At 72.1% G+C, this 12214-nt stretch carries 10 protein-coding genes; all 10 read left to right on the top strand.

The window, feature by feature from the left end; translation table 11 throughout:
* Window positions 1–38 precede the first annotated feature (38 nt).
* The 10 genes from ACEN8D_RS15265 to ACEN8D_RS15220 all read left to right on the top strand — a co-directional run bounded on the left by ACEN8D_RS15265 (window position 39) and on the right by ACEN8D_RS15220 (window position 12193).
* Complete coding sequence (locus ACEN8D_RS15265; protein ID WP_413398460.1) at window positions 39–599, top strand: MOSC domain-containing protein; 561 nt, start codon at window positions 39–41, stop codon at window positions 597–599.
* An 83-nt stretch (window positions 600–682) separates the two neighbouring features.
* The gene (locus ACEN8D_RS15260) at window positions 683–1576 is read left to right on the top strand and encodes a sulfurtransferase (RefSeq protein WP_071296072.1); all 894 of its coding nucleotides are present in this window, start codon (window positions 683–685) and stop codon (window positions 1574–1576) included.
* 73 nt (window positions 1577–1649) lie between these two features.
* Complete coding sequence (locus ACEN8D_RS15255; protein ID WP_413461317.1) at window positions 1650–2717, top strand: NAD-dependent epimerase/dehydratase family protein; 1068 nt, start codon at window positions 1650–1652, stop codon at window positions 2715–2717.
* Window positions 2718–2721: 4 nt separating this feature from the next.
* Complete coding sequence (locus ACEN8D_RS15250; protein WP_413400153.1) at window positions 2722–3294, top strand: P-loop NTPase family protein; 573 nt, start codon at window positions 2722–2724, stop codon at window positions 3292–3294.
* Between the two features lie 38 nt (window positions 3295–3332).
* Window positions 3333–5174, top strand: coding sequence for a thioredoxin domain-containing protein (locus ACEN8D_RS15245; RefSeq protein ID WP_413461316.1), 1842 nt, complete (start codon window positions 3333–3335; stop codon window positions 5172–5174).
* A gap of 19 nt (window positions 5175–5193) precedes the next feature.
* Window positions 5194–9057 (top strand): ATP-dependent RNA helicase HrpA, encoded by a 3864-nt coding sequence (gene hrpA, locus ACEN8D_RS15240; RefSeq protein WP_413399382.1) that lies wholly within the window; start codon window positions 5194–5196, stop codon window positions 9055–9057.
* Window positions 9058–9075: 18 nt separating this feature from the next.
* The gene (locus ACEN8D_RS15235) at window positions 9076–9849 is read left to right on the top strand and encodes a CPBP family intramembrane glutamic endopeptidase (protein ID WP_309886095.1); all 774 of its coding nucleotides are present in this window, start codon (window positions 9076–9078) and stop codon (window positions 9847–9849) included.
* Complete coding sequence (locus ACEN8D_RS15230) at window positions 9846–10214, top strand: VOC family protein (RefSeq protein ID WP_309886093.1); 369 nt, start codon at window positions 9846–9848, stop codon at window positions 10212–10214. The genes ACEN8D_RS15235 and ACEN8D_RS15230 overlap by 4 nt, the downstream gene beginning before the upstream one ends.
* Before the next feature lie 6 nt (window positions 10215–10220).
* Window positions 10221–11540 (top strand): HAD-IA family hydrolase, encoded by a 1320-nt coding sequence (locus ACEN8D_RS15225; protein ID WP_413461315.1) that lies wholly within the window; start codon window positions 10221–10223, stop codon window positions 11538–11540.
* The gene (locus ACEN8D_RS15220; RefSeq protein WP_071296078.1) at window positions 11537–12193 is read left to right on the top strand and encodes a CatA-like O-acetyltransferase; all 657 of its coding nucleotides are present in this window, start codon (window positions 11537–11539) and stop codon (window positions 12191–12193) included. Before ACEN8D_RS15225 ends, ACEN8D_RS15220 begins: the two co-directional genes overlap by 4 nt.
* The last annotated feature ends 21 nt before the right edge of the window (window positions 12194–12214 follow it).

Below are 12214 nucleotides of genomic sequence, written 5' to 3'. Positions count from 1 at the left end.
CCCTCGCGCCCCGACCCGATCCGCGCCAGGATCGAGGGGTGACCGAACACCAGGAAGACCACGCCGCCGTCGTCTCCGTCAGCCGCGACACCGACCACCGGTTCAGCAAGCCGGTCGTGGACGAGGTCGTGCTCGTCGCCGGCTGGGGCATCGAGGGCGACGCACACGCCGGCACCACCGTCCAGCACCGGTCCCGGGTCGCGCGGGACCCCTCGCAGCCGAACCTGCGGCAGGTCCACCTGCTGCACACCGAACTCTTCGACGAGGTCGCCGAGGCCGGATACGAGGTCGCCCCGGGCCAGATGGGCGAGAACGTGACCACCCGCGGCGTCGACCTGCTCGGGTTGCCGACCGACACGCTCCTGCACCTCGGCGACGACGCCTGCGTCCGCGTGACAGGCCTGCGGAACCCCTGCCAGCAGATCAACGACTTCGAGCCCGGGCTCCTCCGCGCCGTGCTCGGTCGTGCCGAGGACGGCTCGGTCGAGCGCAAGGGCGGCGTGATGGCCGTCGTCGTCACCGGCGGGGTCGTCCGCCCCGGAGACCGCATCCGCGTCGAGGTCCCCGCCGGCGCGCCGGAACCGCTCCGTCCGGTCTGACGATCCGCCGCAGGACGCGGCCCGGTTGCGCCGTGTGTCGGTTTCCCTCGCACACGTCAGGGGTGCCGATTACCCTTTCCGGCATGGCCCCCGTCCTGACCTCGCCGCTCGTGTCGACGCAGTGGCTCGCAGACCACCTCGGTGCTGACGAACTCGTCGTGCTCGACGCGTCCGTGCACACCGCGGGGACCGGTCTCGAGACGACGTGGCAGACGGCGCGGGACTCCTACGAGCAGCGCGGACACGTCCCGGGTGCCCGGTACGCCGACCTCGTCGAGGCGTTCTCCACGCCCGACGCCGACGTCCCGTTCACCCGACCCGGCGCCGAGCGGTTCGAGTCCGCCGCCGGCGACCTCGGCGTGACGAACACCTCGACGGTCGTGGTCTACGACGACAGCGTCGGCGAGTGGTCGGCGCGGCTCTGGTGGATCTTCCGCTCGTTCGGCTTCGACTCCGTCGCTGTGCTCGACGGGGGCTTCACGAAGTGGCGGGACGAGGGTCGCCCGGTGCGCGTCGGCGCGCTCCGATCGGCGCCGAAGCCAGCGTCGACCCCGGCGTCGCACGTGGGCGACGCGACGGCGACCACGACCTTCCTCGCGGGCGAGGAGCGTCCGCTCTGGGCCGACCACGAGCGAGTCCTCCGTGCCGTCTCGGGCGAGCAGCCCGCGTCGCTGGTGTTCGCCGCGCCCGAGTCCGCCCTCGGCGCCGAACACCCGCCGATCGTCCCCGGCAGCACCCCGATCACCGTGGACACGCTCGTGGACCCCACGACGAACGCGTACCTGCGCCGTCCCGCCCTCGAGCAGGCCTTCGCGTCCGTGCTCGACGCCGATGAGATCGTCACGTACTGCGGTGTCGGCAGTGCCGCGTGCGTCGACGCCCTCGCGCTGACGGTGCTCGGCCACGAGAAGGTCCGGGTCTACGACGGGTCCCTGCTCGACTGGTGGCGGCGCGAGCCCGAGGCACTGGCCTCCTAGCCCGACGACCCCGGGCGCCAACGCCGGCGGCCGTCTCGGGTTGCACCGCGCCCGCGCCGACTACCGTTGACCCATGAGCACCAGACGCGCGGTCGTCCTCGGCGGTACCGGCGGGATCGGTTCGGCCGTCGCGCGTGCGCTCCTCGACGCCTCCGGACGCGGCGGCGGCGACTGGCAGGTGGACGTGGTCGGCCGGCGCGGTGGCCCCGTCGCCGACGAACTCACCGCGGCGGGAGCGACGTTCACCCCGGGCGACCGTCGCGACACCGCCGTCCTCCGCGACCTCCTCCGCCCCGGCGCCGACCTGCTGGTGGACACGGTCGGCCTCACCCGCGACGACGCCCGGCAGCTCCTGCCCTTCCTCGAGGACGTCGGCTCGACCGTGTTCGTGTCGTCGAAGGCCGTGTACGCCGACGAGCAGGGTCGGCACGCGAACTCGCTGGACAAGCCCGTGTTCGGCGGCGCAGTGACCGAGCTGCAGCCGACCGTCGCGGCGGGCGACGGCGACCCCACCGGTCGTGACGGCTACGGCGCCGCCAAGGTCGCCGCCGAACAGGTGCTGCTCGACCACGGCGCCCCGGTCACCGTGGTCCGGCCCTCGAAGGTGTACGGCGTCGGCATCGGTCGGCCCCGCGAGTGGTTCGTCGTCCGGCGGGCGTTGGACGGTCGGGAGCGCATCCTCCTCGCCGACCACGGCCGCAGCGTCGACCACACCACGGCGGCCAGCGGCATCGGTTCCCTCGTCCGCCTCGTCGCCGACGCACCGGACCGCCGCATCCTCAACGTCGCCGACGACACCGCGCCGAGCGTGCTCGAGATCGTCCGGACCATCGCCGGTCACCTCGACCACCCGTTCGACGAGGTCCTGCTCGACGCCGACGCCCCCGCGTTCGTGGGCACCACCCCGTGGACCACGCCGACGCCGTTCGTGCTCGACACCACCGCTGCACGCTCCCTCGGGTGGGAGCCGCCCGTGTTCGCGACCGCGGTCCGGCCGGAGCTCGACTGGCTCGTCGAGACGGCGCACGCGGTCCCGGTCGGCAGCGACGTGCCGTGGGCCGACGACCCGTTCTGGGACCGGCTGTTCGACTACGGCCCCGAGGACGCAGCCCTCGCCCTCCTGTCGCTCAGCCGGGACTGACGCCGTGCCCCGCTCCGAGGTCCTCTTCATCGGGGGCAGGTCCGGCGTGGGCAAGTCGACCGCGGCAGAGGCACTGCACGACCTGCTCGTCGCCGCCGACGTCCGGCACGCCGTCATCGAGGGCGACTTCCTCGACCTCGCCCACCCCGCGCCGCACGTCGAGCACCCGGAGGCCCGCCTCGCCGAACGGAACCTCGCCGCGATGTGGGCCCGGTACCGCGAACTCGGCCACCACCGGCTCGTGTACACGAACACCGTGTCGGTGCTGGAGCGGGACGCGTTGGCCGAGGCGATGGGCGACGATCCCGTCGTGACCGCCGTGCTGCTCCGCGCCGGCGACACGACGACCGCCGACCGGCTGCGCCGTCGATCTGGTGGGCACCTTCCCGAGGCGCAGCTGGCGCACAGCACACGGACGGCCAGGAGGCTCGACTCGGCTGTCCGAGACGACGTCACCCGGGTGGACACCGACTCCCGGTCGCCGGCCGACGTTGCCGCGCAGCTCGCGTCGCTCGTGGGCTGGGTCGGTCTGCGGCTGCCTGTGGACACCGCGGATCCGTCCACAGATCGCGACTGAGGGCAGCGCACCCAGGACGGTCGAGGCAGGCTGGACGCATGACCGACAACCGCCTCGGCTCCGCCGTCAGCCCGTACCTCCGCCAGCACGCCGACAACCCGGTGGACTGGCGTGAGTGGGTTCCGGAAGCCTTCGCCGAGGCCCGCGAACGCGACGTCCCCGTGCTCGTGTCGGTCGGCTACGCCACGTGCCACTGGTGCCACGTCATGGCACGCGAGAGCTTCTCCGACCCGGGCATCGGCGAGCTCCTCCGCCAGGACTTCGTCGCGGTGAAGGTCGACCGCGAAGAACGGCCGGACGTGGACGCCAGCCTGATGGCCTCGGCGAGTGCCTTCACGCAGCAGCTCGGCTGGCCCCTGACGACGTTCCTCACACCGGACGGGCACGTGTTCTTCGCGGGGACGTACTTCCCGCCGTCGCCCGTCGGGCAAGTGCCGGCGTTCCGGCAGATCCTGGCGGCGGTGCTCGACGCGTGGACCGAGCGCCGGCACGAGGTGGACGCGAACGCGAGTGCGATCGCGGCGGCGATCCGGCAGGGGGCCGAGGCGGACCGGACCGCCCGCGGTGGCGCGGGCGGTGACGGGGACGAGCCGCGCCTCCCGAGCGTCGACGACGTCCGAGCCGTCGTCGACCAACTGGCACAGGCCGAGGACACCACATACGGCGGATTCGGCGGTGCCCCCAAGTTCCCGAGCGCGCCGCTGCTCGAGTTCCTGTCAGACGTCGCCGCCGACGACGCTCGGGCGTCCGCGCTGCTCGAACGTTCCCTGCACGCGATCCGCGCGAGCGAGCTGACCGACGCCGACGGCGGGGTCTTCCGGTACGCGACCAAGCGCGACTGGTCGGTGCCGCACTACGAGCGGATGCTCTACGACAACGCGGGAGTGCTCGCGGTGGCCGGGGCGGAGCAGGCCCGGGGCATCGCCGACTTCCTGCGGGACACGCTCCGGCGTGCGGACGGCGCGTTCGTCGCGGCGCAGGACAGCGAGTCCACCATCGACGGCCGGCGGGTCGAGGGCGAGTGGTACCGACTCCCGCTCGACGAGCGCGGGCGGCTCGATCCCCCGCCGCTCGACGACCAGGTGCTCACCGGGTGGAACGGCCTGGCGATCCGGGGGTTCGCCATCGCCGGGGCCCGCCACGGGGATGCCGAGATGATCGCGCTCGCACGGGGTGCGGCCGACGCGATCGTCGCCGGGCACCTCACGGACGGACACGTGTCGGTGCGGTCGAGCACTCCGCGCGGCGCGTCGACGGCGGCGCCGACCATCGAGGACGTGGGACTCCTCGCCGAAGGGCTCCTCGAGCTCGCCCTCGTCACCGGGGAGCTCCCCTACGCCGACGTCGCGCGCACGCTGGTCGACGACGGCCTGGCCGGGCGGTTCGACACCGACCCGGTGCTCGCGGCAGCCGGCACCGCCACGGGCGAGCAGCCGCAGACCGCCATGCGCTCCGGCACGGTCGCACTCGCCGCGGCCGCCGCGACGCTCGCCGCACTGACCGGCGACGAGTCGTACCGGGGGGCGGCGGTGTCGCTCGTGACCGACCGGGCCGTCACCGGGACGGAGCGGCCGCTCGGGCACGCCGATGCCCTCGGGGTCGCGCTCGCGCTGCAGCGTCCCTCGCGCGAGGTCGTCGTGGTCGCCTCGGACCCGGATGACCCGATCCGTGCGGCGGCCCGCGGCGCTCGGCGTCCGGGGACCGTCGTCGCCACGGTGACCCCGGCGCAGGCGACCGACTGGTCCACCGCGGGCTTCACGCTCTTCGAGTCCCGCGACGGGCTCGACCCCGCCGGGTACGTCTGCCACGACCGCGTGTGCGCCCTGCCCGCGCGGTCGGTCGGCGAGCTGACGGCACAGCTCAGCGCCCCGGACGCCTGACGGGTATCCTGGAATGCTCATGTCGACCACGCTGCCCGTCATCACGTACCCGCCCGAACTGCCGGTGTCGCAGCGGCGGGACGACATCGCTGCCGCCATCCGCGACAACCAGGTCGTGATCGTCGCCGGTGCCACGGGTTCGGGCAAGACCACCCAGCTGCCGAAGATCTGCCTCGAGCTCGGACGTGAGCACATCGGGCACACCCAGCCCCGACGGATCGCTGCCCGGACCATCGCCGAGCGCGTGTCCGAGGAACTCGGGGGCGAGCTCGGCGGCCTCGTCGGGTACCAGGTCCGCTTCACCGACAAGGTGTCCTCCGACACCCGGGTCAAATTGATGACCGACGGCATCCTGCTCAACGAGATCCACTTCGACCGCGACCTCAAGCGGTACGACACGATCATCATCGACGAGGCGCACGAGCGGTCCCTCACCATCGACTTCCTGCTCGGCTACCTCAAGCGGCTGCTCTCCCGTCGGCCGGACCTCAAGCTCATCATCACGAGTGCGACGATCGACCCCGAGTCGTTCTCGCAGCACTTCGGCGGCGCACCGATCATCGAGGTGTCCGGCCGCACCTACCCGGTCGAGATCCGGTACCGCCCGCTCGTCGCGGAGGACGCCGACGACGCCGACCGCGACGACGAAGGCGACGAGGACGATCCGCGGACGGACGACCACGGCGGGCGCACGGCCGACGACCGCGACACGATGCAGGGCATCACCGACGCGCTCGACGAACTCGCGCAGGAGGACCCGGGCGACGTCCTCGTGTTCCTCTCCGGCGAGAACGAGATCCGCGACGCCCAGGACGCCATCGAGGGCAAGCGCTACCCCGGTACCGAGGTCCTCCCGCTCTACGGCCGTCTGTCCGCCGCCGACCAGCACCGGGTCTTCGAGCGGCGCACCACACCGGGCATCCGACGCCGAGTGGTCCTCGCGACCAACGTGGCGGAGACGAGTCTGACGGTCCCCGGCATCAAGTACGTGATCGACGTCGGCACCGCCCGCATCTCGCGCTACTCGCCGCGGGCCAAGGTGCAGCGACTGCCGATCGAGGCGATCTCGCAGGCGAGCGCGAACCAGCGCTCCGGTCGCGCGGGCCGCACGAGCGCCGGCATCGCGATCCGGCTCTACTCCGAGGACGACTTCGAACGCCGCCCGGAGTTCACCGACCCCGAGATCCTGCGGACGAACCTCGCGGCGGTGATCCTGCAGATGATCTCGCTGGGGTTCGGTGACATCGAGGCGTTCCCGTTCCTGCAGCCGCCGGACTCCCGGGGTGTGAAGGACGGCCTCGACCTGCTCCGCGAGCTCCGAGCCGTCGACGCCGCGGGCACGATCACGAAGACCGGCAAGCAGCTCACCCGGTTGCCCATCGACCCCCGGCTCGGACGCATGGTGCTCGAGGCCGGTCGGCAGGGCGTCGGGCGCGAGGTCATCGCCGTCGTGAGCGCCCTGAGCATCCAGGACCCGCGCGAGCGCCCCCTCGAGAAGCGCGCGCACGCCGATCAGCTGCACTCCCGGTTCGCCGATCCGACGAGCGACTTCCTCACCCTGCTCAACCTCTGGAACCACATCGAGGACAAGCAGGACGAGCTCTCGTCCAGTGCGTTCCGCCGCCTGTGCAAGGCCGAGTTCCTGAACTACCTCCGCATCCGCGAGTGGCAGGACCTGTACCGGCAGCTCTCCCGCGCGGCGAAGCAGGTCGACGTCCGCATCGGGCAGGCGCGCTCCGACGACGGCGACGCGGTGCACCGTTCCCTGCTGGCCGGACTCCTCAGCCAGATCGGCCTGCGCGACCGTGAGAAGCGCGACTACCTCGGCTCGCGGAACACCCGGTTCGTGGTGTTCCCCGGCAGTGTCCTCGCCAAGAAGCAGCCGGACGCGGTGATGGCCGCCGAACTCGTCGAGACGAGTCGGCTCTTCGCCCGGACGGTCGGTCGGATCGACCCGGCGTGGGTCGAGCCGCTCGCCGGGGACCTCCTGAAGCGCACGTACGGTGAGCCCCACTGGGAGAAGAAGCAGGGGGCGGCCGTCGCCTACGAACGGGTCACCCTGTTCGGCGTCCCGATCGTCCAGCGCCGCCGCGTGCAGTACAAGCGCGTCGACCCGGAGCACTCGCGTGAGCTCTTCATCCGGCACGCGCTCGTCGAGGGCGAGTGGGACGCGCAGCAGGCGTTCGACCGCGACAACCGCAAGCTGCGGCGCGAACTCGAACAGCTCGAGGAGCGCACGCGTCGCCGCGACATCCTCTTCGACGACGAGCGGGTCTTCGAGTTCTACGACGCCCGCATCCCGGCCGACATCGCGACCACGCGCGACTTCGAGGGCTGGTGGCGGCAGACGAGGCGCGAGCAGCCGGACCTGCTCACGATGCGCCGGTCGGACCTGCTGGACGAAGACGCGGCCGAGGCCGCACAGGACCAGCAGGAGTACCCGACCCAGTGGCGGAGCGGCGACCAGCGCCTCGCGATCAAGTACCGGTTCGAACCCGGCGCGCAGGACGACGGCGTGAGCGTGCAGGTGCCGCTCGCACTGCTCCCGCGCATGCGCGAAGAGGGCTTCGACTGGCAGGTCCGCGGCCTCCGCAAGGAGCTCGTCACGGCGCTCATCAAGTCCCTACCGAAGCAGATCCGGAAGAACGTCGTCCCCGCTGCCGACTGGGCCGAGAAGATCGTCGCCGAGCTCCCCGACGACGCCCCGACCGAGCCGACCGAGTCGTTCCGCGCCACCCTCGCCAAGGCGATCCAGCGCATGACGTACGTGCCGGTGTCGGAGGCGGACTTCGACCTCTCGCGGGTACCGGCCCACCTCCTGCCGACGTGGGCGATCGTCGACGAACGCGGCCGTCGGGTCGAGGCCGGCAAGGACCTCTCGGCCCTGCAGACGAAGCTCAAGGACCGGACACAGCAGAGCGTCGCCTCGGCGACGACGCGCGCCGCAGGGCGTCCAGGAGGCGCGGCTCGCGTCGCGTCCGCTACCTCCGGTGGCGCCGTGGAGCGGTCAGGACTCACCACCTGGCCGTCCGACGACCTGCCGCAGGTGCTCGACACGAAGCAGGCGGGAGGCGTGATCCGCGCGTACCCGTCCCTCGTGGAGGAGGGCGACGGCCCGAAGGCGACGGTCGGCGTCCAGCTGCTCGCGACGCCGTCCGACCGGGCCGTGCGGATGCCCGCGGGTGTCCGGCGGCTGGTCATGCACGCGGTGCCCTCGCCGGTCTCCTACATCCAGTCCCACCTGACCGCGCAGGAGAAGCTCGCACTCGCCGCCAGCCCGTACCCCTCCACCGCGGCGCTCTTCGACGACGTCCTCGCGGCGGTCGTGGACGCCGGGATCCGCCGGGCGCACCCCGACGGGCTGGTGTTCACGAAGACCGACTTCGAGTCCGTGCGCGACACCGTGTCCGCGACCGTCGTCGACACGATGTTCACCGCCGTGTCCGAGGCGGCCGCGGTCCTCGCCGCGCACCGGGCCGCGGAACGGTCGCTCAAGCAGGCGAACTCGATGTCGCTCCTGCCGGCGCTCACGGACATGCGGCAACAGATGGAGCGGCTTGTGTTCCCGGGGTTCGTCTCGGTCGCCGGGCTCGATCGTCTCCGGCGCATCCGGGTGTACCTGCAGGGCGTCGACGCCCGCGTGCAGAAGCTCCTGCAGAACCCCGGGCGGGACGCCACGTGGATGCGCGAGGTCACCGTCGCGACCGACCGGTACATCGACGCGGGCGGCACCTTCCCGCCGTCCGTCGGAGCGCACCCCGAACTCGTGCACACCCGCTGGATGCTCGAGGAGTTCCGGCTCAGTCTGTTCGCGCAGGAGCTCGGCACCGCCGAGACGGTCTCGCTGCAGCGCATCACGAAGGCGCTGGCCGCCGCCCGCTGATCCCGCTAGCCTCGGGACATGGTGGGGACGACGGCAGGGCCGGAACGGGTGCAAGCCCGCTACGGCAGGGCGATCGAGCGCAGGGACGGGCGGGACTTCCCGTACTACGACGGTGATCCGCTGCCGTTGTCGATCCTGCAGTGGGTGGCGGTGATCGCCGCGTGTGCCGTCGGGTTCCTCGTCCTGAGCTTCACCCCCGCGGCGGACAACGTCCAGTCGCTGGTCCCCCGGTTCCTCTTCGCCGCGATCCCCCTCGCGGTGTTCATCGTCTTCACCCGGCGGCACTGGTCGCGGATCTTCCAGCGGACCACGGGGCGGGACGTCCTCACGATGGTGCTGTTCGCGATCGCGAACATCGTCGTGAGCTTCGCGATGGGCATCCTCGTCAAGTACGTCTTCGGCGCGAACGCGAACGGCGCGACGGACGGCGTCCACGGCGCTGCGGAGATCACGACGTTCTACCTCGGCACGGCGATCCAGCTGTTCGGCGAGGAGCTCTTCTCGATCCTGCCGTTCCTGGCCGTGATGTCGTTCTGCTTCCGCGGCGGGATGTCCCGCAACCGGGCGGTCCTGGTGGCCTGGCTCGTCACCGCCGTCTGGTTCGGCGCGGCGCACCTCCCGACCTACGACTGGAACTTCGCCCAGGCGCTCCTGGTCATCGGTGTCGCACGACTCGTCCTGACGCTCGCGTACATCCGCACGAAGAACATCGCCGTCAGCACGGGCGCACACATCATCAACGACTGGGTCCTGTTCACCTCCACCATCCTCACGACGGGAGCACTCCTGTGATCGGCACACTCGACGTCATCGTCCTCGACTGCGCGGAGCCCCGGGCACTCGCCCGCTTCTACGCCGAACTGCTCGGCGGTGAGATCGTCGGCTACGACGAGGAGTGGGCCGAGGTGGCCCTGCCCTTCACGGACCACCGGCCGATCCTCGCCTTCCAGCAGGTGGCGGAGTACCGCGCCCCCGAGTGGCCCGGCCAGGACGTCCCGCAGCAGAGCCACCTCGACGTGAAGGTCGACGACCTGGACGTCGGCGAGACCGCGGTCCTGGCCATCGGGGCGACGGCGACGGGCTCGGGGACGGACACGTTCCGCGTGTACCTCGACCCGGCCGGGCACCCGTTCTGCCTCATCCGTCCGAACGACTGACGGCTCGTGACGGGCATCCGCGCGGTCCTGTTCGACCTGGACGGCGTCATCCGACACTTCCAGCCGGAGCACGTCGAGACCATCGAACGCGCGCAAGACCTGTCCCCGGGAACGATCGAGGCGGTGGCGTTCGCCGCACCCCTGATCGACGAGGTGACGACCGGCCGGATCACCCGAGCCGAGTGGGTCCGGGCCATCGGTGAGCGCATCGGCGACCAGGCCGCCGCCGAGGCCTGGGGCCGACACCCGTTCACCCCCGACGCCGACGTGCTGGCCCTCGCGGACCAGCTCCGCGCCGCCGGGTGCACGACGGCGGTGCTCACGAACGGCACGGACGGCATCCCGGCCGAGGTGGCCTCGTTCGGCCTGCAGGACCGGGTCGACGCCGTGTTCAGCTCGCACGAGATCGGGTTCGCGAAGCCCGATGTCCGGGCCTTCCGGCACGTGCTCGACGCGCTCGGGTTGGACGGACCCGAGGTGTTCTTCACGGACGACTCGGAGCGGAAGCTGGCCGGGGCCGTCGAACTCGGCATGCGGGTCCACCACTTCACCGGGGTCGACGGACTCCGGGCTGCCCTGCGCTCGAGCGGCGTCGACGTCGCCGACAGGTCCAGCCATCGGGCCCGCATCGATCTGCTCGAGGAGGCGATCGACGGGTTCGAGGCGGTGCTCCGGTCCGGTGACCACAGTGCCGTGGTGCCGTCCTGCCCGGGGTGGACGCTGGCGGACCTCGCCGGGCACCTGACCGACATCCACCGCTGGGCCCTCGGTCAGCTCACCAGAACCGAGCCGGACGACCCGGGCGACCCCGACGACCCTGAAGCGCCGGAGCCCGCCGACCTCGCCGACCGGTTCCGCGCCGGCGCGGACCGCCTCGTGGCCGCGCTCCGCGCGCGTCCCGCAGACGCGGCGTGCAGCGCGATCTACCCACCCGACACGGCCGGCACGTGGGTACGACGGCAGCTGCACGAGACGACGATCCACCTGTGGGACGCGCAGCAGGCGGTCGGGGGCGAGCCGCGCCTCCAGGCCGACACCGCGGCCGACGGCGTGCGCGAGGTGGTCGGCGACCTGTACCCGCGCCAGGTGCGCCTCGGCCGCGTCGACCCGTTGTCGGAGACCGTCGTGTTCCGGTTCCCGGACGCCGACGGCGAGGCGGAGCTCGTCGGGACGGCGGGTGCCGGACCGGCGGTCCGGGTGACGGGGCGGGCGGAGGACCTGCTGCTCGTCCTCTGGGGCCGACGCCCGCTCGACACGGTCGCCGTGACGATCGACGGGGACCGTTCGGCACTCGACCAGGCGCTCGCGACGAAGCTGGTCCCATGACCGAGCTCCGCCCCGTCGACCTCGACCGCTGGCCCCGACGCGAACACTTCGAGCACTACCGCGACCGGGTGCCCTGCACGTGGGAGATGACCGTCGAGCTCGACGTCACGGACTTCGCTGAGACCGTGCGCGCCACGGACCGCCGCACGTACGCGTCGCAGATCTGGGCGATCGCCTCGGTGGTGAACCGGCACGCCGAGTTCCGGATGCAGCTGCTCGACGACGGGTCGCCCGCCGTCTGGGACGTGGTGCACCCGATGTTCACCGTGTTCCACCCCGACACCGAGACGTTCTCGGTGCTGACCGTGCCGTACGACGACGATCCGGCGCGCTTCCACGAGGCCGCGGTCGCCACGATGGAGCGCTACCGGGACGACCACCGGATGTTCCCGCAGGAGGACCGCCCGCGGAACGTGTTCGACATCTCGACCCTGCCCGGGGCGTCGTTCACCGGGTTCGCCCTGCACGTGCGGGACGGCTGGGACCACCTGCTGCCGATCTTCACCATCGGCCGGTACCGGTTCGTCGAGGGACGCACCCTGATGCCGCTCGCGCTCCAGGTGAACCACGCGGTCACGGACGGCTTCCACGGGTCCCGGTTCGTCGACGAGCTCCAGACGGTGCTCGCCGAGGCGGGGTGGCTCCGCCGCTGAAGGCCCCTGGTGCCCGCCGCC

The sequence above is a fragment of the Curtobacterium sp. Curtsp22 genome (assembly GCF_059492135.1).
The sequence above is the reverse complement of the archived record's forward strand: the minus strand, read 5'-3'. Positions and strand labels throughout refer to the sequence as shown.